20 protein-coding genes are annotated in these 20710 nt (G+C 73.8%); 11 read left to right on the top strand and 9 right to left on the bottom strand.

Features of this window, described 5'->3' with window-relative positions:
• The first annotated feature begins 3 nt into the window (after window positions 1–3).
• From IE95_RS0105965 to IE95_RS19495, 5 genes are all read left to right on the top strand, one after another.
• Complete coding sequence (locus IE95_RS0105965; RefSeq protein ID WP_030150724.1) at window positions 4–900, top strand: SIS domain-containing protein; 897 nt, start codon at window positions 4–6, stop codon at window positions 898–900.
• Window positions 897–1970 (top strand): ROK family protein, encoded by a 1074-nt coding sequence (locus IE95_RS0105970; protein ID WP_084689878.1) that lies wholly within the window; start codon window positions 897–899, stop codon window positions 1968–1970. The genes IE95_RS0105965 and IE95_RS0105970 overlap by 4 nt, the downstream gene beginning before the upstream one ends.
• Window positions 1967–2950 (top strand): 1-phosphofructokinase family hexose kinase, encoded by a 984-nt coding sequence (locus IE95_RS0105975; RefSeq protein ID WP_051702800.1) that lies wholly within the window; start codon window positions 1967–1969, stop codon window positions 2948–2950. Before IE95_RS0105970 ends, IE95_RS0105975 begins: the two co-directional genes overlap by 4 nt.
• Window positions 2951–3787, top strand: coding sequence for a class II fructose-bisphosphate aldolase (locus IE95_RS0105980; protein WP_030150727.1), 837 nt, complete (start codon window positions 2951–2953; stop codon window positions 3785–3787). It begins immediately after the preceding gene.
• A 74-nt stretch (window positions 3788–3861) separates the two neighbouring features.
• Window positions 3862–4734 (top strand): YflT domain-containing protein, encoded by an 873-nt coding sequence (locus tag IE95_RS19495; protein WP_051702801.1) that lies wholly within the window; start codon window positions 3862–3864, stop codon window positions 4732–4734.
• Between the two features lies 1 nt (window position 4735).
• Here IE95_RS19495 and IE95_RS0105990 read toward each other — a convergent pair whose 3' ends face one another.
• The 3 genes from IE95_RS0105990 to IE95_RS0106000 form a co-directional block, all read right to left on the bottom strand.
• Window positions 4736–5728, bottom strand: coding sequence for a TetR/AcrR family transcriptional regulator (locus IE95_RS0105990; protein ID WP_030150729.1), 993 nt, complete (start codon window positions 5726–5728; stop codon window positions 4736–4738).
• Window positions 5729–5809: 81 nt separating this feature from the next.
• Complete coding sequence (locus IE95_RS0105995) at window positions 5810–6655, bottom strand: ABC transporter permease (protein ID WP_084689879.1); 846 nt, start codon at window positions 6653–6655, stop codon at window positions 5810–5812.
• Entirely contained in the window at window positions 6652–7659 is a 1008-nt protein-coding gene (locus IE95_RS0106000; protein ID WP_051702802.1) for an ATP-binding cassette domain-containing protein, read from the bottom strand. Before IE95_RS0106000 ends, IE95_RS0105995 begins: the two co-directional genes overlap by 4 nt.
• A 129-nt stretch (window positions 7660–7788) precedes the next feature.
• On the opposite strand from IE95_RS0106000, the gene IE95_RS0106005 reads away from it, so the two are divergent.
• Complete coding sequence (locus tag IE95_RS0106005; RefSeq protein ID WP_030150732.1) at window positions 7789–8538, top strand: class I SAM-dependent methyltransferase; 750 nt, start codon at window positions 7789–7791, stop codon at window positions 8536–8538.
• A 74-nt stretch (window positions 8539–8612) separates the two neighbouring features.
• Here IE95_RS0106005 and IE95_RS0106010 read toward each other — a convergent pair whose 3' ends face one another.
• Both IE95_RS0106010 and IE95_RS0106015 read right to left on the bottom strand, forming a co-directional pair.
• Window positions 8613–10154 (bottom strand): aminopeptidase P family protein, encoded by a 1542-nt coding sequence (locus IE95_RS0106010; RefSeq protein ID WP_030150733.1) that lies wholly within the window; start codon window positions 10152–10154, stop codon window positions 8613–8615.
• 97 nt (window positions 10155–10251) lie between these two features.
• Window positions 10252–11157 (bottom strand): alpha/beta fold hydrolase, encoded by a 906-nt coding sequence (locus IE95_RS0106015; RefSeq protein ID WP_084689924.1) that lies wholly within the window; start codon window positions 11155–11157, stop codon window positions 10252–10254.
• Between the two features lie 208 nt (window positions 11158–11365).
• On the opposite strand from IE95_RS0106015, the gene IE95_RS0106020 reads away from it, so the two are divergent.
• The 3 genes from IE95_RS0106020 to IE95_RS0106030 all read left to right on the top strand — a co-directional run bounded on the left by IE95_RS0106020 (window position 11366) and on the right by IE95_RS0106030 (window position 14876).
• Window positions 11366–12205, top strand: a complete 840-nt coding sequence (locus IE95_RS0106020; RefSeq protein ID WP_030150735.1) for a PHP domain-containing protein — start codon at window positions 11366–11368, stop codon at window positions 12203–12205.
• 19 nt (window positions 12206–12224) lie between these two features.
• Complete coding sequence (locus tag IE95_RS0106025) at window positions 12225–12851, top strand: MarC family protein (RefSeq protein ID WP_030150736.1); 627 nt, start codon at window positions 12225–12227, stop codon at window positions 12849–12851.
• Window positions 12852–13091: 240 nt separating this feature from the next.
• A complete protein-coding gene (locus IE95_RS0106030) occupies window positions 13092–14876 on the top strand; it encodes a beta-N-acetylhexosaminidase (protein WP_164984111.1) in 1785 nt (594 codons plus the stop codon).
• A gap of 18 nt (window positions 14877–14894) precedes the next feature.
• Here IE95_RS0106030 and IE95_RS0106035 read toward each other — a convergent pair whose 3' ends face one another.
• Together IE95_RS0106035 and IE95_RS0106040 are read right to left on the bottom strand one after the other, a co-directional pair.
• Window positions 14895–15377 carry a VOC family protein gene (locus IE95_RS0106035; protein ID WP_030150738.1) on the bottom strand — a complete coding sequence of 161 codons (483 nt, stop codon included), beginning with the start codon at window positions 15375–15377 and terminating at the stop codon, window positions 14895–14897.
• A gap of 117 nt (window positions 15378–15494) precedes the next feature.
• Window positions 15495–17225 carry a DEAD/DEAH box helicase gene (locus tag IE95_RS0106040; protein ID WP_030150739.1) on the bottom strand — a complete coding sequence of 577 codons (1731 nt, stop codon included), beginning with the start codon at window positions 17223–17225 and terminating at the stop codon, window positions 15495–15497.
• A gap of 420 nt (window positions 17226–17645) precedes the next feature.
• Between IE95_RS0106040 and IE95_RS0106045 the strand changes: the two genes are divergently transcribed.
• On the top strand, window positions 17646–18383 hold the full coding sequence (locus tag IE95_RS0106045; RefSeq protein WP_051702804.1) for a ferritin-like fold-containing protein: 738 nt from the start codon (window positions 17646–17648) through the stop codon (window positions 18381–18383).
• A 144-nt stretch (window positions 18384–18527) separates the two neighbouring features.
• On the opposite strand, the gene IE95_RS0106050 is transcribed toward IE95_RS0106045, so the two are convergent.
• Both IE95_RS0106050 and IE95_RS0106055 read right to left on the bottom strand, forming a co-directional pair.
• Window positions 18528–18752, bottom strand: coding sequence for a DUF3107 domain-containing protein (locus IE95_RS0106050; RefSeq protein ID WP_030150741.1), 225 nt, complete (start codon window positions 18750–18752; stop codon window positions 18528–18530).
• A 136-nt stretch (window positions 18753–18888) separates the two neighbouring features.
• The gene (locus IE95_RS0106055; RefSeq protein WP_030150742.1) at window positions 18889–19572 is read right to left on the bottom strand and encodes a TetR/AcrR family transcriptional regulator; all 684 of its coding nucleotides are present in this window, start codon (window positions 19570–19572) and stop codon (window positions 18889–18891) included.
• A 222-nt stretch (window positions 19573–19794) separates the two neighbouring features.
• Here IE95_RS0106055 and IE95_RS0106060 point away from each other — a divergent pair, with 222 nt between their 5' ends.
• Complete coding sequence (locus IE95_RS0106060; protein ID WP_129429408.1) at window positions 19795–20670, top strand: DUF3152 domain-containing protein; 876 nt, start codon at window positions 19795–19797, stop codon at window positions 20668–20670.
• Window positions 20671–20710 lie beyond the last annotated feature (40 nt).

Below are 20710 nucleotides of genomic sequence, written 5' to 3' on the forward strand. Positions count from 1 at the left end.
ACCATGAGCACCTCCCACGTCAGCGCCGAGATCGCGAGCCAGCCCCAGGTCTGGCGCGAGGCCGCGCGCCTCGCGGCCGAGAGCGCCGCGGTCCTCCCGCAGCCGGGCGAGCGCGTCGCGATCGTCGGCTGCGGCACGTCCTGGTTCATCGCGCAGGCCTACGCGGCCCGCCGTGAGGAGCTGGGCCAGGGCGTCACCGACGCGTTCGCGGGCAGCGAGTACCCGGTGGACCGTGACTACGACCGGGTCGTGGCGATCACGCGCTCCGGGACCACGACCGAGATCCTGCACCTCCTCGACGTGCTCGGCGACCGTCAGCGCACCCTGGCGATCGTGGGCGACCCGACGTCGCCGGGCGCGCGCGCCGCGGACGACGTGGTCGTGATGCCCTTCGCCGACGAGCAGTCCGTGGTCCAGACCCGGTTCGCGACGGCCGCGCTCACGCTCCTGCGCGCCGGTCTCGGCGACGACGTCGAGGCGCTCTCGGCCGCGGCCGAGGACGTCGTGGGGTGGCAGGTCCCCGAGGAGGTCCTGGCCCGCACCCAGTTCACCTTCCTGGGCCGCGGCATGGCCGTGGGGCTCGCGAACGAGGCCGGGCTCAAGATGCGCGAGGCCTCGCTCGCCTGGGCCGAGTCGTACCCGGCCATGGACTACCGCCACGGCCCGATCAGCATCTCCGACGAGACGAGCGCCGTGTTCCTCCTCGGCCCCGAGGTCCCGGGGCTGGTCGAGGACGTCTCCCGGACCGGCGCCCTGGTGGTCCGCTTCGACGAGGACGCGCAGATCACGCTCGTGCGCTGCCAGCTCCTCGCGGTCGCGAACGCCGAGCGCAAGGGCCTGGACCCCGACGCCCCGCGCCACCTGACGCGCTCGATCATCCTGGCGGACGTCGCATCATGAGGCCCGGGGAGGAGCAGGTCGCCTTCCCCGTCGCCACGGAGCCCGCGTCGTCGTCCCGGCCGCCGTCCGCGCCGTCGCCCTCGCCGTCCTCGCGCGGCAGGGCGGCGGGGGCGGGGCTCCGCCCGGCGGTGATCGCGCTCGACGTCGGCGGGACCGACATCAAGTCCGCGCTGGTCGCGCGCGGCGCCCGCCCGGGTGTGCCCGACGAGATCCTCGTCGAGCGCGTGGTGCCCACGCGCGCCGCGCAGGGACCCGAGGCCTCGGTCGCCGCGGTCCTCGCCGCGGTCGAGGCGCTGCGGGCCGAGGTCCCGGCGGGCTACCAGGTGCGCGGGGTGGGCCTCGCGGTGCCCGGCACGGTCGACGAGGCCGCCGGCGTCGTGCTCAACGCGGAGAACCTCGACTGGGTGGACCTGCCGCTGCGGCAGGTCGTCGCGGACGCGACGGGGCTGCCCGTGGGGTTCGGCCACGACGTGCGTGCGGGCGGCCTCGCGGAGGCCCGGCTCGGCGCGGGCCGCGGCGAGCCCGACCACGCGTACGTGTCGGTCGGGACGGGGATCGCCGCGGCGATCGTGCTGCGCGGCGAGGTCTACGCCGGGCGCGGGTTCGCGGGCGAGCTGGGTCACGGGGGCGTGCGCGGCGGGACGCCGTGCCCCTGCGGCGGCAGCGGGTGCGCCGAGACCTACGCGTCGGCCGCCGGCATGGCGCGCAGCTACCGCGAGCTCACGGGCGCGTCGGCCAGCGAGGTGCCCGGCTCGGCCGAGGTCCTGGCCCGGGCGCAGGCCGGCGACGACGTGGCGCGCGAGGTGTGGGACCGCGCGGTCGACCGGCTCGGCGAGCTCGTCGCCGCGATGGTCCGCGTCCTTGCCCTCCCTGTCGTCGTGATCGGTGGCGGGCTCGTGCGTGCGGGCGACGACCTCATGGTCCCGCTCGACGCCGCGGTGCGGTCCTACCTGACGATCCACCCGGCCCCTCGTCTCGTCCCGGCCGTGCTCGGCTCGGCCGCCGGCACGTACGGCGCGACCGTCCTCGCGTGGGACGCGGTGGCCGCGAGCGACCTGGAACCGATGTGAGGGGCGCGCAGCGGTTCGCGGCGCGGGTCCTGTGCCTCACGCCGAACCCGGCCTGGGACGTGACCTACGGCGTCGACCGCCTGGACCCGGGCGAGGCGCTGCGGGTCCGTTCGGTCGCGGCCCGTGCGGGCGGCAAGGGGGTCAACGTCGCCCGCGTCGTACGGGCGCTGGGCGGCGACTCGGTCGCGGTCGCCCCCGTGGGCGGGCTCCTCGGGCCCGCGTTCGCGGCGGACCTCGACGCAGCGGGGCAGCCCGCGTCGCTCGTGCCCGTCGCGGGGGCGCTACGGCAGGCGGTCGCGGTGGTCCCGGAGCACGCGGGGCCCGACGACGGCGGTCACCCCACGGTCCTCAACGAACCCGGGGCGCCGCTCACCGCGCAGGAGTGGGCGCTGTTCGTGCGCACCGCGGTCGGGCTCGCGGGGGACGGGACGGTCGTGACGATCTCCGGCTCCCTGCCGGTGGGCACGACGCAGGACCGGTTCACCGACCTGGTGCGGGCGCTGCGGGAGACCGGCTGCCCGGTCCACGTCGACGCCTCGGGGCCGGGCCTGCTGTGGGCCGCCCGGGCGGGCGCCGACCTCCTCAAGCCCAACCGTGCCGAGCTCGCCGAGGCGACCGGGGTGCCCGGCCTCACCGAGGGCGTGGCCGCGCTGCAAGCGCTCGGGGCGCGCGCCGTCGTCGTGACCGACGGCGAGAAGGGCCTCGCGGCGTTCGAGCCCGGGTCCACGACCCCGGCCGCCCGCGCACGGCTCGACGTCCCCGTGCAGGGCAACCCGACGGGCGCGGGCGACGCGGCCATGGCGGCGCTCGCGGTGAGCGCCGGGAAGCCCTGGGCCGAGCGACTGGCCCTGACCGTCGCCACGTCGGCCGCGGCGGTGCTGCAGCTGGTCGCGGGCGAGGTCGACCCCCAGGACGTGCGCCGCCTCGGCGCCCGCGTCCTCACCGAGAACCTGACCGACACCAGCACCACGGAGGACTGAATGCCGCTCGTCACCGCCCACCAGCTCGTCGACCGGGCCCGCGCCGAGAGCCGCGGGGTCGGAGCCTTCAACGTGATCCAGGTCGAGCACGCGGAGGCCTTCGTCGCCGCGGCCGCCCGCGCGGGCACGGGCGTCGTCCTGCAGATCAGCCAGAACGCCGCCCGCTACCACGGCGGCCTGGAGCCGATCGCGCTCGCGACGCTCGCCGTCGCGCGGGCGTCGAGCGCGCCGGTAGTCGTCCACCTGGACCACGCCGAGGACCGTGCCCTCGTGAGCGAGGCCGTCCGGCTGGGGTTCACCTCGGTCATGTACGACGGGTCCGCGCTCGACTACGAGCGCAACGTCGAGGCCACGGCCGACGTCGTGCGCGAGGCGCACGCCCGCGGGGTCTTCGTCGAGGCCGAGCTCGGCAAGGTCGGGGGCAAGGACGGCGTGCACGCGCCGGGCGTGCGCACCGACCCCGCGGAGGCCGTCGCGTTCGTCGCGGCGACCGGGGTCGACGCGCTCGCGGTCGCGGTCGGATCGTCGCACGCCATGACGGACCGGACGGCGTCGCTCGACTTCGAGCGGATCGCCGGGCTGCGCGCCGCCGTGCCCGTCCCGCTGGTGCTGCACGGCTCGTCGGGGGTCGCCGACCACGACCTGTCGCGCGCGGTCAAGGAGGGCATGACGAAGATCAACATCTCGACGCACCTCAACAACACGCTCACGCAGGCGCTGCGGGCCTACCTCGACGAGCACCCGACCGTCGTCGACCCCCGCAAGTACCTGGGTGCGGGCAGGGACGCGATGCGCGACGAGGTCGTGCGCCTGCTGGCCGTGCTCGACGCGGTCTGAGCGCGCGGGCCCCCGTCGCTCCCCCCTGAGCGAACTCCCTCGCCTCACACCGACATGTACGGGAGACTGGGCAGATGAGCATGACTCGTCCCAATTCCGCGCCCAAGGTCCCGACGCTGCCGAGCGGGGAGCAGGTCGCGTCCTACGCGACCTACCTCGAGGCGCAGAAGGCCGTCGACTACCTCTCCGACAACAAGTTCGCCGTCGAGTTCGTGACCATCGTCGGTACCGACCTGCGCATGGTCGAGCGGGTCATGGGCCGCCTCACGTACGGGCGGGTGGCGCTCGCGGGCCTCGCGTCCGGTGCGTGGTTCGGTCTGTTCGTGGGTCTGCTGCTGTACATGTTCAACAGCGGTGGCGGGCTGATGCTCGCCGCGATCGGCCTGGGTGCCGGCTTCGGCCTGCTCTTCTCGGTCCTGTCGTACTCGCTCACTGGCGGCAAGCGCGACTTCACGTCGTCGAGCCAGATCGTCGCGTCGTCGTACGCGCTGCTGTGCCTCGCGGAGCGGGCGGGCGACGCGCGTCGCCTCCTGTCCCAGATGCCCGACGGCGCCGCGGCCGTCGCGCGTCGGGTCCCGCCGGTCGCGGGCCAGCCCGGGCAGCCGGGGCAGCCGGCCCAGTGGGGTCAGCCGGGCCAGGCGTCCGGACAGCAGCCGGGTCAGCAGGGGCAGCCGTGGGGGGCGCAGCAGCCGCAGGCGCCCGCTCCGGCCGTGAGCCCGGTCCAGCCGAGCGACGCGCCGGCGCAGCCCGCGCCGCCGGTCCGGACACCCGACCCGCGCTGGACCACGCCGTCGGGTGCGCCCCGCTACGGTGCGATGCGCAGCGACGTCACGCCGACCGCCCCGGCCGACGGTGCACCGGTCGAGGGGCAGGGCGCCCCGGCGGCCGACGCCCAGGCCGCCGCCGAAGGCCCGGCCGACGAGACGTCGTCGGGCACGCGCGGCTAGGTCAGCGCGCCGCCCGCTCGGCGGCGGCCTTCGCCGCGTCGCGCTCGCGCTTGCGCGCCTCCTTGAGCCGCTTCTCGGCTTCCCGGACCGCCTTCTCCGCCTCGCGGCGCGCCTTGGACGCCTCCTTGACCTGGGGGTCGCGCGCGTACTGCTCCGCCGCCGCGCGCTCCTCGGGCGCGGGGAGAGGCGAGTCGGCGCGCTTGGCGGGTGAGCGGTCGATGTAGACCCCGACCCCGTCGAGCACGCGCTCGAGGCCGAACACGACGTCGTCAGCCCCGTCGTCCTCGCTCAGGTACGCCCCCGACGCCACGACGGGGTGCAGGAACGGGAAGCGCTCGGGCGTCACGAGCTCGGAGAAGACCTCGGCGTACGCGGCACCGCTCACGTCGCGACCCGTCGGGTCCTGCCGGGCGCCGCGCAGCTCGCGCTGGATCCGGGCCGCGCCCTGCGCGTAGCTCGTGACGAGCATGATCATCGCCAGCTTGTCCTCGTCCGTGAGGGAAGTGCCGTGCATCGCGCGCAGGCCGAGGTCCACGAAGCGCAGGTTGTTGGGCGTGAGCGGCACGCCCTGGACCGCGACGTCGAGGAACCACGGGTGGGCCTCGTAGATCGCGAGCGTCGCGAGGGCGAACTCGCGCAGCCCGCGCCGCCACGTCGGCTCGCCGCCGTCGGGGATCCGCCCCTCCATGACCGCGTCGACGTCGGCCCGTGCACCCGAGGGGAGGTCGACGTCGATCGCCTGCTCCTGCATGAGGAGCAACAGGTCGTCCTTGCTCGTGACGTAGCGGTACAGCGACATGGTCGTGTACCCCAGGGCCGCGGCGAGCTTGCTCATCGAGAGCGCCGCGAGCCCCTCGGCGTCGGCGATCTCGATGGCCTGCTCGACGATCCGCTCGATGCTCAGCTCGCGGCGCGGGCCGCGCTGCGGGTTCTCGGCCACGCCCCACGCCAGGGCGATGGCGTGGGGCAGGCCGGGATCGGTGGTGTCCGTCATGGGTACATCATCGCGGGTCCGGTCGGGGACGCGTCGGGACGGGCCGCGGCCACGTCGTCACGCACCTGCTCGGGACCGCGCTCAGTGCGCCGTCCGACGGCGGTACAGCACCGAGGCCAGGGCGCACGAGACCACGAACATCCCGACGAGCCACGCGATCGCGGGCACGAGGCTCCCCGCGGTCGAGGTGCCCGAGAGCAGGGCGCGCAACGTCTCGATGACGGGCGTGAACGGCTGGTGCGCCGCGAAGCCGTGCAGCCACGTCGGCATGGTCTCGACCTGGACGAACCCGCTCGACAGGTACGGCACGAACAGGAAGAACATGCTGAAGCTCGCGGCGGCGTCCACGCTCAGGACCAGGCCCGCGAGGCAGCTCAGCCAGGTGAACGTCAGGACCATGAGCGCGAGGTAGCCGGCGACGCCCACCCAGCCGCCCAGGTCCGCGCCGGGGCTGAAGCCGAGCGCGACCGCGACGAGCAGGACGAGGGTCGCCGAGACGAGGTTGCGGACCGTGCTGGCCAGGACGTGGGCCCACAGGACCGACGGGCCGAAGATCGGCAGGGTCTTGAACCGGTTGATCGTGCCGCTCGTCATGTCCTGCGCGACCGAGAGGGCGGCAGTCGCCGAGCCGAAGCCGAGGCACAGCACGAGGATGCCCGGCACGACGTAGTCGACGTAGCTGCCGTCGTCCTCGATCGCCCCGCCGAACACGATGACGAACACGAGCATGACGAGGACGGGCAGCATGAGGGCCGTGACCAGCCCGTCGACGCTGCGCAGCGTGCGCCGCAGCTCACGACCGGTCATGGCCGAGACGTCGCGCAGCGCGGTCGCGGGGGAGTGGCGGGTGCTACGGGCTGCGCCGGTCGCGCGCCGGCCGGGGGCGGGGCGCGCGGCCCGGGCGGTCTCTGGCGTGGTGGTGCTCATCGGTGGCCTGCCTCGGTCGTGGCGGGGACGTGCGGGGCCCGGGGCCCGGGGGTGGTGGACGGGGTCGCGGCCCGGGAGCCTCGTGGTCCCGTGAGAGCGAGGAAGACGTCGTCGAGGGAGGGCTTGACCACGCTCACGCCCGTCACGGGGATGCCGCGCTCGTCGGCCAGCGCCAGGACGTCGCGGACCGTGCGGAGGGGGTCGGCCGTGGGGACCATGGCCGCGAGGTCCTTCTGGTCGATCCCGGAGATCTCGAGCCCGAGGTCCTGGACGGCTGCGAGGGCGCGGTGGTCCTCGACGTCGACCCGCACGTGCTGGCCGGGGACCAGGGCCTTGAGCTCGCTCGCGGTGCCGCGGGCCACGATGCGCCCGCCGTCGAGGACCGCGATGGTGTCGGCGAGCCGGTCGGCCTCCTCGAGGTACTGGGTCGTGAGCAGGACGGTGATGCCGTCGGCCGCGAGCTCGCGGACGACGTCCCACAGCTCGGTGCGCGACTGCGGGTCGAGGCCGGTGGTGGGCTCGTCGAGGATCAGGACCTGCGGGTCCGCGACGAGGCTGATCGCGAGGTCGAGGCGGCGGCGCATGCCGCCCGAGTAGGTCTCGACGCGGCGCCCGGCGGCGTCGGTCAGGTCGAAGCGGTCGAGCAGCTCGGCCGTGCGGTCCGCGACGACGGCGCGGGGCAGGTGCGCGAGCGTGGCCATCATGGCGAGGTTCTCCTCGCCCGTCTGGAACCCGTCGACCGAGGCGTACTGGCCGGTCAGCGCGATGACCTCGCGGACCCTCGCGGCCTGGCGGACGACGTCGTGGCCCGCGATGCTCGCGGTCCCGGCGTCCGGCCGGACGAGGGTGGTGAGGATGTTGACGGCGGTGGTCTTGCCCGCGCCGTTGGGTCCGAGCAGCGCGTAGATCTCGCCGCGCCGGACGGTCAGGTCCACGCCCTGAAGGACGGCGTGGGATCCGTAGGCCTTGGTGAGCCCCCGGACGTCGATCATGGGGTCGGGCATCGCTACCTCCGTGTGCGTCGCAGACTGTTGTGTACTCCCTACACTGTGTAGACAATACGCATTGTGTGTGGCGTACACAAGAGGGAATTCTCGTGACCGCCCGCGAGGTGGCCAGCTAGCGTGACCGGCATGCACACCGCCACGCACCAGGCCGAGTTCCGTGAGGCCCGCCTCGTCGAGGTCTACGACGCCCAGAACACCTGGGGTCCCGACGACGACTACTTCCTCGCCCGCGCGACCGAGGGCCCGGGCCCGCGCGTGCTCGACCTCGGGTGCGGGACAGGACGGCTGACCGTGGCCCTGGCGTCCGCGGGGCTCCGCGTGACGGGTATCGACCCTGCCACCGCGTCGCTCGACGCGGCCCGGCGCCGGCCCGGTGCCGAGGGCGTGACCTGGGTCGTCGGGACGTCGGCGGACGCGCCCTCCGGTGCGTTCGACGTCGCCCTCATGACGAGCCACGTCGCCCAGTTCTTCGTCGACGACGACGAGTGGGCCGGTGTCCTCGCGGACCTCCGCGCCGCCCTCGTCCCCGGCGGGGTCCTCGTGTTCGACACCTGCGACCCCCGCGACCGCGCGTGGGAGTCGTGGCACACGCCCGACGAGCGCGACCCGGTCGTCCTGGGTGACGGTCGAGTGGTGCAGACCTGGTGCGAGATCACGGGCGAGCGCGACGGCGTCGTCGACTTCACGCTCGGCTACGAGATGCCCGAGGGCGACGAGCTCTTGTCCACCGCGACGCTCCGGTTCCGCCCCGAGGACGAGGTGCGCGCGAGCGTCGAGGCGGCGGGGTTCGTCGTCGAGCAGGTCTTCGGCGGGTGGGCGTGCGAACCCGTGGGAGAGGGCGCCGGGGAGCTGCTCGTCGTGGCACGCGCCGTCTGACCCCCGGGCACGACGAAGGCGGCGGTCCCGAGAAGTCCCCGGGGCCGCCGCCTTCGTCGTGCTGAAGGGCTCGGTCAGTCGCGCAGCGACGCCATCCACGCCTCGACGTCCTCGGGGCGGCGAGGGAGAGCCGCCGAGAGGTTCTCGTTCCCGTCCTGGGTGATCAGGACGTCGTCCTCGATGCGGACGCCGATCCCGCGGTACTCCTCGGGAACCGTGAGGTCGTCGCTCTTGAAGTACAGGCCGGGCTCGATCGTGAAGACCATGCCGGGCTCCAGGACGCCGTCGACGTACAGGTCGCGCCGTGCCTGCGCGCAGTCGTGCACGTCAAGGCCGAGGTGGTGGCTCGTGCCGTGCACCATCCAGCGGCGGTGGAACTGGCCCTCGGGCGCGAGGGACTCCTCGGCGGTCGCGGGCAGCAGGCCCCACTCGGCGAGGCGCTCGGCGATGACCTCCATCGCGGCGGCGTGGATGTCGCGGAAGCGGGCGCCCGGGACGGCGACCGCGAAGGCCGCGTCGGCGGCGTCGAGCACCGCGGTGTAGATGCGGCGCTGGACGTCGGTGTACGTGCCGTCGACGGGCAGGGTGCGCGTGACGTCGGCCGTGTAGAGCGAGTCGACCTCGACGCCCGCGTCGAGCAGCACGAGCTCGCCCGCGCGGACCTGGCCGTCGTTGCGGATCCAGTGCAGCGTCGTGGCGTGCTCGCCCGCGGCCGCGATGGTCTCGTAGCCGACCGTGTTGCCCTCCAGGCGGGCGTGCGCGTCGAACGTCGTCTCGATGACGCGCTCGCCGCGACGGTGCTCGGTCGCACGGGGAAGGTTGCGCACGACCTCGGCGAAGCCCTCGATCGTCGCGTCGACGGCCTCGCGCATGTGCTCGATCTCGAGCGCGTCCTTGACGAGGCGCAGCTCCGAGGCGGCCTCGACGAGCGTGGCGTCCGCCGCGGCGTCGTCGGTCTGGCCGTTCTCGAGGCGGATGGCCTCGACCAGGGCCTCGATGTTCTCGTCGGCCCCTGTGACGACCAGCAGGACGACGTGCTCGCCGACGTCCTTGGCGAGCGCGTCGCGCAGCTCGTCGATGTGCGCGGCCTCGATGCCCGTCACGGTGGTGACGTCGTCGAGGCTCGGGCGGGCGCCGACCCAGAACTCGCCGTAGCGCGAGTCGGCGTAGAACTCCTGGGTGTCGCGCGCCGCGAGGGGGCGCACGTACAGGACGGCGTGGTGGTTCGAGCCGTCGTCGCCCGTGCCGGGCTCGACGGGGTGCAGGACCAGGACGGCGTCGGGCTCCTGGTCCGTGCCGAAGCCCGTGAGGTGCGCGAACGCCGAGTGCGGGCGGAACCGGTAGTCGGTGTCGTTCGAGCGGACCTTGAGCGGCCCCGCGGGGATCACGAGGCGTGCGCCGGGGAAGCCTGCGGAGAGCTCGGCGCGGCGGGCCGCGGTGTACGGCGCGGCGACGCCGGGCGCGACGTCGCCGTTCGCGCGCGGCGCCCAGCCGCTCGTGATGAACGCCTTGAAGGCCTCGGAGTCGGGCCGGTGCGACCGGTTGTCGTTCCGGGCGGCGATCTCCTGCTCGGACTCCGCGTCCGACGCGCTGACAGGGGTGGTGTCGTTGCTCATGGGTATCAGTCTCCCATCGGTGCCGGGGAAGGGGCGTGCGGCCCGACGGCGCCGCTCACCCTCTGGCCTCGGCTGCGGCGGGCGGGTGGTCGCCGGGTCAGGCGGCCGCGCCGACGAGCGTCTGCTCGCGCGCGGGGAACCAGCGGCTCGTGAGGTCGCCGAGGGCCCGGGTCAGCGCGGCGTTGAAGGCGTCGGGGGCGTCCAGGTTCACGTCGTGGCCGGCGCCCGGCACGACCACGAGCGCGGTGCCCGGCACCGAGTCGAGGTAGCGCTTCTCGTCGAGGCGCAGGTGGTCGCGCTGCCCGTTGATGAGCCACACCGGCACCTTCGCGGAGCGCAGGTCCGCGCGCGACGACCGGCCCGCGAGCTCGTGCAGCATGTCGGTCACGACCTGCCACGCGGGCCTGCCGGGGAGCTGCGGGTCCGCGAACGACCCGGCGCCCGTGAGCTGTGCCGAGGCCCGAGCGCCGCCGGGCAGCGAGCGCCCGGCGCGCAGCACGTCCTGCACGCGCCCCAGGGCGCGGCGGCCCGCGGCGCCCGCGGCGTCCACGAGGGCGGCGGCCTCGCGGAACAGCGCGACGGGCTTCCCGCGCGGGTCGGCGCTGCACGCGCACGCGACGACTCCTGCCAGGCGCTGGGGGTGGCTCGCCGCGTACGCGAGCGACGTGTACCCGCCGAGCGACATGCCCACCACGACGACCGGGACCTCGTCGGGGAAGGACGCGACGGCGTCGTCCAGGATCTCGAAGGCACGTGCGAGGGTGAATCGCTCACCGCTGCGCTCGCCGTGCCCCGGCAGGTCGACCGCGACCGCGAGGTGCCCCGCGTCGCGCACGTGGGCGAGCTGACGACCCCAGATCGCGTTCGACGTGCGCACCCCGTGCACGAACACGACGGCGACGGGCGACCCCGCCGCGGACGCCTGCGCGAGGCTCGGGAGGAGGTCGATCGACGGGGCGGACAGGGCGGTGGTGGCCCGGAGGGCGGGCTGGCTCTTACGCATCTCCTCGGATGCTGCCAGCGCCACCTGGGAGCGCTGCGAAAGCCCGGCGCTGCTCACGTGAACGTCCTGTGCGGGCCTTGGGGACGGTCTGCTGCGAGCGGCACGTCCGAGTGGGCGCCCCCGTGTGCGAGCTGGAGCAGGCCGACGAGCGGCGCTGTCGGGCCCGCCGCCGTCGGGCCAAGACGTGCGCCGTCACTATCCTGAGACGGTGCGCATCGACCTCCACACCCACTCCACGGCGTCCGACGGGACCGACGCCCCGGCGCGGGTCGTGGCGGACGCGGCCGCCGCAGGGCTCGACGTCGTCGCCCTGACCGACCACGACACGACCGCCGGCTGGGCCGACGCCGCCGAGTCCGCCCGACGCCACGGCGTCGCCCTGGTGCGCGGTGCCGAGATCTCGGCCCGCTCCGGGCACGTCTCGGTGCACCTCCTGAGCTACCTGCACGACCCCACGCACCCCGACCTCCTGGCCGAGACCGAGCGCACGCGCGAGGACCGCGTCTCACGCGCCCGGCGCATGGTCGAGCGGATCGGCGAGGACTACCCGCTCACGTGGGAAGATGTCCTGTCGCAGACGGAGGAGGGGACCACGATCGGGCGACCGCACATCGCGGACGCCCTCGTGGCCACCGGCCACGTCAGCGACCGCTCGGCGGCATTCGCCACGATCCTGCACCCCGGCACCGGTTACTACGTGCCGCACTACGCACCCGACGTCCTGGACGCCGTGCGCGCCGTGCGCGCCGCCGGAGGGGTGCCCGTCTTCGCCCACCCGGGCGCCGACGGACGAGGACGCGTGGTGCCGGACGAGGTCATCGAGCAGATGACCGACGCAGGACTGCTGGGGCTCGAGGTGCACCACCGCGACCACAGCGCACGGCAGGTTGCCCGCCTCGAGGACGTCGCCCACACCCTGGGCCTCCTCGTGACGGGTTCGAGCGACTACCACGGGGCCGGCAAACCGAACCGGCTCGGCGAGAACACGACAGCACCACGAGTGCTGGAGACGATCGAGGAGCTAGGCACGTTGGACGTGATCCGATGACGGCGCGGGCGGTGGTGTCGTGAACGACATCATGGACCTGCGCCTCTTCACCGAGGTGTTCATCACGCTGTTCGTGATCATGGACCCTCCCGGGACGGTCCCCATCTTCCTGGGACTGACCAGCGCCATGGGCGCCAAGCAACGCAACCAGGCAGCGCGGACGGCGATCCTCGTCGCGTTCGGCGTGATCGTGTCGTTCGCGGTCTTCGGCCAGCAGATCCTCAACTACATGGGCATCTCGCTCCCGGCGCTCAAGGCGTCCGGCGGCCTCCTGCTCCTGCTGGTCGCGATGGAGCTGCTGACGGGAAAGATGGAGGAGCCGACGCCGTCGGGCAACAAGGGCGTCAACGTCGCCCTCGTCCCGCTCGGCACGCCGCTCCTTGCCGGGCCGGGTGCGATCGTCGCGACGATGGTCTTCGTCCAGCGCGCCGACGGGTCCGCGGCGGACTGGGTCGCGATCGCGGCCGGCGTCGTCGCCGTGCACCTCACGCTGTTCCTGGCGATGCGCTTCGCGAACGTCATCCACCGCGTCCTGGGGGACTCGGGCACGATCCTCGTGACCCGTATCGCGGGCCTGCTGCTCGCGGCCATCGCGGTGCAGCTCGTCGCGGACGCCGTCACGGCGTTCGTGCAGATGGCGGGTTGAGGCCCTTCCTCCGAGCGGTGCCGGCGCCCGCGAGACCACCGGGTCTCGCGGGCGTCGTGCTGTCGGGCCGCGGGGCGCTCCGGGAGCGGTACGGCCTGCCGGACATCAGGGGAGCGGTCCCACCGGATTCGTTACCTCATCGAGATGGCTGACCCGCGGCCTCGCGCCCCCGGACGCCCCTAGGGTGGAGCCGCGGGGAAGGCGCGGCCTTCTCCGGTCATGAGTTACGAAGGAGTGCTGATGAACTCACCTGGTCGCCGCCGACCCGCCGCCCTCACCACCGGGGCTGTCGCCACCGTCCTTGCGGCCACGCTGCTCACCGGCTGCACGGCCGAGGAGGAGAGCGCCGTCCCGTCGACCGGCCTCGGGCTCGTCCCGGTGCCCACGGACGTGAGCGTCGACGAGGGCAAGGGCTTCGCCCTCACGGCGGACTCGACCATCGCACTGGTCACCCCGGAGGAGATGGCCCCCGAGGTGTACCGGGTCGGAGAGGAGCTCGCGGAGTACCTCGGCACGGCGACGGGCTTCGAGCTACCCCTCGGCCCTGCCGTCGAGGGCGCGGCGGGCGAGATCCGACTTGAGCTCGCCCCCGACCCCGAGGTGACCTGGGACCCGAACGGCCTGCTCGACGACCTGGCGGTCGACGCGTACGAGCTCACGGTCGACGACGACCAGGTCGTCCTGACGGCGGCCGCGCCCCCCGGCCTGTTCCGCGGCGTCCAGACGCTGCGCCAGCTCTTCCCGTCGGAGATCGAGTCGGCGACGGTCCAGGACGCACCCGCGAGCGGCTGGACCGCCCCGGCCGTCACGATCACCGACGAGCCCCGGTTCGCCTACCGCGGCGCGATGCTCGACGTGGCCCGCCGCTTCTACCCGGTCGAGTCCGTCAAGCGCTTCATCGACCACGCGTCGACGTACAAGCTCAACGCGCTGCACCTGCACCTGACGGACGACCAGGGCTGGCGCATCGCCGTCGACGCCCTGCCCGAGCTCACCGAGATCGGCTCCACGACGCAGGAGTGGTGGGAGCCGGCCAGCGGCGAGGGCGAACGCTGGTACTACACCGCCGAGGAGTACGCGGAGATCGTCGCGTACGCAGGCGAGAAGTTCATGACGGTCGTCCCCGAGATCGACGGTCCTGGCCACACGCTCGCGGCGCAGGCGTCGCTCGGGTCGCTGACCTGCGACGGTGTCCCCACGGCGCAGTACTGGGGCCCCGAGGTCAACAACCCCGTGGTCTGCTCGAGCGACGAGAACATGGGCAACGTCCGAGCGTTCCTCCAGGCCGTCCTCGCGTCGGTCGTGGGGCAGAACCCCGGACCGTACCTGCACCTGGGCGGCGACGAGGCCCCCAGCCCGCCCGGCTGGTACGAGAACTACGCCGAGGCCGCGAACGAGATCGCGACCGGCCACGGCAAGACCGTGATCGGCTGGCACCAGTGGGGTGCGGCCGAGGCGCTGCCGCCGGGTGCCCTCATCCAGTACTGGGGGGTCGGGGAGCGGCTGCGCCCCGTCATCGGCGGAGAAGCGAGGAACGCCGACCTGGTCGACGTGCAGGACGCCCTCGACCTGGGCGCGCGGCTCATCATGTCCCCGGCCGACCGCACCTACCTCGACATGAAGTACGACGACGACACCCCGTACGGCCTGGAGTGGGCCACGCAGATCACGCTCGAGGAGGCCTACGACTGGGACCCGGCGACCGAGCTCACCACCCTGGACGGCACGAGCGCCCTGGCCGACGAGTCCGACATGGCCGGCGTCGAGGTGCTGCTGTGGTCCGACCGCACCTACCCCGACAGCCTCGCGAAGACTCCCGAGAGCCTCGACGAGTTCGTGCCCGTCGACCAGTACACCGACTTCATGCTCTTCCCGCGCCTGCCCGCGACCGCCGAGGTCGCGTGGTCCGACCAGGACGACCGCAGCTACGCGGACTTCCGCAACCGGCTCGTCCAGGTGTCCCCGCGATGGACGGCCGCCGGCATCGGGTGGAACGAGGTCTCGGACGTGGACTGGACCCCGTGACGAGACCGACCCCGGGCCCTACCAGGCCCCGGGGTCGGGTTCCGGTGCGACGAAGGTGACCTGTCCGTCGTCGGACACCACGAGGCCCGGGTTGTGCGCGACCTCCCAGCGGAACCCGTCCGGGTCCGCGAAGTACCCCGAGTAGCCGCCCCACACGCGCACCTGCGCGTGCACGACGACGGAGCCTCCCGCGGCGAGCGCGCTCGCCAGGACGTCGTCCACCTCGGCGGGCGAACCGACGGTGTGCGCGAGCGTGACGGGAACCATGCGTCGCGGCAGGGGCTCAGGGGAGTGGTGGGCCTCGTGGATGCCGGGACCGGCCTCCTCGAGGAGGTCGGCACGGCGCCACAGCGAGAGCAGCAGGCCGTGACCGACCTGGAGGAAGACGACCTCGCCCGGGACCTCGTTGACCGGCTCCCACCCGAGGCCGTCGACGTAGAAGGTGCGCGCCCGGGCGACGTCGCGCACCCCCAGGGTGATCAGACTGACGCGAGGGTCCATGGACCCACGCTAGACCCGACCTGTGGAACGCGTCCCGACGAGGTCCCCGGACACGACGGCGGGCCGCCGCTCCGTGGAGCGACGGCCCGCCGTCAGGTCAGGCCGAGCGGTCGAGGATCACTCGGCCGGAGCCGGCGTCCCTGCCGTCCCGGCACCCGACGCGCCGCCGTGCGTGCGGCGGCGGTTGCGCTGGCGACGCGGACGCGAGGGAGCTCCCTCGGTCGAGGCGCCGGCGGCCGGAGCCTCGGTGCGCGGAGCCTGAGCAGCGTCGGTGGAACCCGTGGACGAGGAGCGCTGTGCGCCCTCGCCGCTGCGGCCGCCCTCGCGGCCGCCGGACCGCGAGCCGCCGCGACCGCTGTCGCGGCCACCGGAACGGCCGGCGTCGCGCGAGCCCGAGCGGCCCGCGTCACGCCCCGCGTCTCGGCCGGTGCGCGACGGCGAACCACCACGCTTGCCGGTCTCGCCCAGGTCCTCGAGCTTCTCGGCGTCCAGGCCCGCGCGGGTCTGCGCCGACTTGGGCAGGCGGCCCTTGGTGCCCTCGGGGATGGTGAGGTCCGTGTACAGGTGCGGGGACGTCGAGTAGGTCTCGACGGGCTCCGGGATGTTCAGGTCCAGGGCCTTGTTGATGAGCGACCAGCGGGGCACGTCGTCCCAGTCGACGAACGTGACGGCCGTGCCCTTGTTGCCCGCGCGGCCGGTACGGCCCGTGCGGTGCAGGTACGTCTTCTCGTCCTCGGGGCACTGGTAGTTCACGACGTGCGTGACGTCGTCGACGTCGATGCCTCGCGCTGCGACGTCGGTCGCGACGAGCACGTCGATCTTGCCCGAGCGGAACGCGCGCAGCGCCTGCTCGCGGGCGCCCTGGCCCAGGTCGCCGTGGATCGCGCCCGACGCGAAGCCACGGTCCGCGAGCTCGTCGGCGACCTTGGCGGCCGTGCGCTTGGTGCGCGCGAACACGATCGTCAGGCCGCGGCCCTCGGACTGGAGGATGCGCGCGAGGACCTCGACCTTGTCGAGCGCGTGCGCCCGGTAGACGACCTGCTTGATGTTCTTGACGGTCTGGCCGCCGTCGTCCGGGTCGTTGGCCCGGATGTGCGTCGGCTGCGTCATGTAGCGGCGCGCCATCGAGACGACCGCGCCCGGCATGGTCGCCGAGAACAGCATCGTGTGGCGGGCGGCGGGCGTGCGCGAGAGGAGCTTCTCGACGTCGGGCAGGAAGCCCAGGTCGAGCATCTCGTCGGCCTCGTCGAGCACGACGCAGCGGGCGCGCGTGAGGTTGAGGTGCCCCTGGTTCATGAGGTCGATCATGCGCCCCGGGGTACCGACGACGACCTCGACACCCGCGTTGAGCGTCGCGATCTGCGGCTCGTACGCACGGCCGCCGTAGAGCTGGATGATGCGGACGCTGCGCTTGGCCGACGCGGCCTCGAGGTCACCGGCGACCTGGACGGCGAGCTCACGGGTCGGGACGATGACGAGCGCCTGCGGCTTGCCCGGGGCGGGAAGCTGGTCGAAGCCCTCTTCGCCCGGAGCGACGACGCGGTGCAGCAGCGGAACGCCGAAGCCGAGCGTCTTGCCGGTACCGGTCTTGGCCTGGCCGATGATGTCGTGGCCCGACATCGCGACGGGCAGCGTCATCGCCTGGATGGGGAACGGGTGGGTGATGCCGGCGTCGGCGAGCGCCTCGACGATCTCCGGGCGGACGCCGAAGTCCGCGAAGGAGACGTCCTTGGCCTGGACGCTCGACGACAGCGTGCCCTGGACGTCGTCGGCAGGGCTCGCGGCAGGGGTCTCGGACGTGGGGAGGTCGAGCGCGGTGGGCTCGACGGGAGTTTCGGTGGTGGTCACTGGTGCCTCGTGGTTCTGATGTCTGGCGCGAGGCGCCGCACGTGCGTGATCGACCCGACGGTTCGGCGGGTCCACGATGCTCCGGGAAGTCCCAGGCAGGTACGGTCTCTCGCGCCTAGTGGCCGGCAGCCGATCGTGGGTATTCGCCGCGAAGACGTCGTCGGGGGTCGTCGGCCCTGAGGCGCGAACCCCGGTTCCGCCCGCGCGCACCGACCGAGGTCGGCGTCGTGCAGTGTCGTTCGCAAGTCTTTCGGCACGGGGTGGGGCTCAGGAGCGCCCACCGGGGGCCGGGGGATTCGGACGACCGGGCAACCGATGTACCCACCCATAGTATCCGACTGCTCCTGCTGGACCCGTCATCACCCGGGTTGTCACGTTTCATGTCGCAGCCCGCGGAGGGCGCTCGACTATCCTGGCCGGATGAGCGAGCCCCTGCACCACGACCTGTCCGCCGGTACGGAGAGGCTCGCGACCGACCGCGACGTGATCGGTCTCCTGGGCCTCATCGCGTACACCGAGCTCGCGACGTTCGGGCGCCTGGCCACCGACGCGGCGAACGCCCCGACCCTCGCGCAGCGCCACCAGCTCTCGCGGCACGCGGGCAGGATGCTCGCGCGGCACGAGCTCGTCCTGGAGCGCATCGCGGACCTGGGCGGCGACCCGGAGGCGGAGATGGGCGCCTTCGACGGCATCTTCGACGACTTCGAGAGCCGCACCCCGTCGAGCACCTGGTGGGAGGGCGTCCTCAAGGGATACGTCGGGCACGGCGTGGCCGACGACTTCTGCCGCCTCGCCGCGGACGGGCTCGACGACCGCTCCCGCGACCTGGTCCTGGCGATCCTCTCGGACGGCGTCGACTCCGAGCGGTCCGCGACCGTCATCGCCGACGCCGCCGCGGCGGACCCCGTGCTCGCGTCGCGCCTCGCGCTGTGGGGTCGACGCCTCGTGGGCGAGGCCCTCGGGCTCGTGCAGTCGCTGCTCGCCGAGCGCGAGGGGCTGAGCCGACTCCTGGCGGACGGCGCGGGCCACCGCACCGAGGCCGGCACGCCCGGGTCGGCCGACGTGACGGGCACGGCCGCCGACCGCCAGGCCTGGGTGTTCTCCCAGCTCACGGCCGAGCACACGCGCCGCATGGGGCGGTTGGGCCTCGCGGCCTGAGCGGTGGGGTACGGCCTCGCGGCCTGAGCGGTTCGACACGGCCTCGCGGCCTGAGGTCCCCGAGGCGACGAGAGCGGGGCCCCGGCTGACAGCCGGGGCCCCGCTCTCGTGCGCTGTGCGCTCCGGGTGCACGCCGGACGCGAGTCAGAGCGAGCCGAAGCCCACCCGACGCTGCTCCTCGGTGCCGATCTCGACGTAGCCGATCGACGCCGTCGGGACGATGACGCGGCGTCCGCGCGAGTCGAGCAGCTCGAGGGCCGGACCGCCGGCCAGCGCAGCGGAGACGGCGGCGGCCACGGCCTCGGTGGTCTCCTCCGTCTCGATCACGAGCTCGCGGGCCAGGTTCTGCACACCGATGGTGACTTCCACGTGATTCTCCTTCGCGAGCGTCGCCCGCGGGTGATCCCGCCGGCCACTTGTCGACAACTCCTCCGATACTAACGAGATTCCCGGGCGTCTCGGACGTTCCCGCGCTGGTGGCGGCGGGTGAGGGGGCGGGCGGGGCTCAGCGGTCGCGGCGGAGCATCCCGTGGACCCCGCGCCACGCGAGCGCGGGCACGAGGCGTGTGAGCTCCTCGTCCGTCACGTCGGTGCCGACGCGAGCGGCCTCGCCCGCGGCGTTGCGCGCGATCGCGGTGCAGGTGCGGGCGACGACGAGCGCCTCGTGCGCGGTGAGGGTCGTCAGCCGGCCGAGGACGACGGCGAACTCGCGGGCGTTCACCTCGTCCGGCTCGAGGACGCGGGCCCGGACGTCCGGGTCGCGCATGACGTCGGACTCGAACAGGAGGCCCGCGGACGGGCCGGCGCTCCGCGCGTAGTCGACGTAGGCGCGCACGATGGCTTCGATCACGGCGAGCCCGTCGACCGCGAGGGCGTCGACGTCGGCGGGGGACGTGCCGGGCGGCGGGGACCGGAACGGCGTGAGGACGGTGCGGACCGAGTCCACGAGGGCCGCGCCCTGCTGGTCGACGAGCGCGAGGTACAGGTCGAGCTTGGACGGGAAGTGCCGGTAGAGGACGGGCTTGCTGACCCCGGCTCCGTCGGCGATGTCGTCCATCGTGATGTGGTGGTAGCCGTGGTCGGAGAACAGGCGTTCGGCGACGGTGAGCAACTGCGCCCGCCGTTCGCCCCGGGGCATGCGTGCGCGCACGGTACCGGGCATTCTCTGCTTCTCTGCGACCCCCGACATGCGGCGATAGTACGGGCAGCGCCGCAGTGGTGCGGCGGGCGGTGCGATCATGGACACGTGAATGCACCAGGAGCGCCCGTCGATGGTTGGAGGGGACCCCTGGGGGATCGTCCGGTGGAGGGTGAACACCCAGGTCAGGCCCTTTTCCCGGGCCCGACGGCGTCGCGCACGCCGCGTGGGGGGCGCAACCGGGCACGGGTCGGGGGCGCGCGTCGGCGCGGGATGCGCGGCGGTCCGGCGGCGGCGTTCGTCGTGGCCGGTGTCCTGGGCGGGATCGGGGCCGGTGTCCTCGGCATGGGGGCGCTGCTCCCCGGTGCGCCCACGGATCCCGTGGCCTCCGGTGCGACGGACGGCCCGGGGGGTGACGGCGTCGGGCAGGAGGTGGCCGCGCCCGAGGCGACCGCCGGTGCCGCGGCGGACGGGACCGCCGGCACGGAGGGCGCGACGGACGTGCGCTCGGAGGGCACCGCGAGCCGCTCGGTCCGTGACCCGCAGCTCGGTCTCGACGGCCCGGGGGCGCTGCCGCTGCCCCTCGAGAGGGTCGTCGAGGAGGGGTCGGGACTGGTCGGCCGGGAGGTCGTGCCGGACCTCGGCGGGGCGCTGGTGATCGTGCCGGCCGAGGTGCCCGCCCCCGGAGCGGGGACGGTCAAGCGCGTGCGCGTCGAGGTCGAGCAGGGGCTGCCCGTGGACGGCGAGACGTTCGCGGCCGCCGTGCTCGCGACGCTCAACGACCCGCGGGGCTGGAGCGCGGTGGACGGCGTGACGTTCGCCCGGACCGGCGGTGACGCGGACATCCGCGTGGTCCTTGCGAGCCCGGCCACGACCGACCGGCTGTGCGCCCCGCTCAAGACGATCGGCGAGTACTCGTGCGGGACGACGGGCGCAGCGATCCTCAACTTCTCGCGCTGGGTGAACGGTGCCACGGACTTCGGGCAGGACCTGCCGCTGTACCGGCAGTACCTGGTGAACCACGAGGTCGGGCACGTGCTGGGGCACCGGCACGTGAGCTGCCCGGCGCCCGGTGCGCTCGCCCCCGTCATGGTCCAGCAGTCCATGTCGACCGAGGGCTGCCTGCCGAACGGGTGGCCGACGCTCTAACCGTCCCCGTGCAGGGCCTTGGCTGCCTGACGATGTGGGT

The sequence above is a fragment of the Oerskovia turbata genome (assembly GCF_000718325.1).
In the GTDB taxonomy this organism is placed as follows: Bacteria; Actinomycetota; Actinomycetes; order Actinomycetales; family Cellulomonadaceae; genus Oerskovia; species Oerskovia turbata.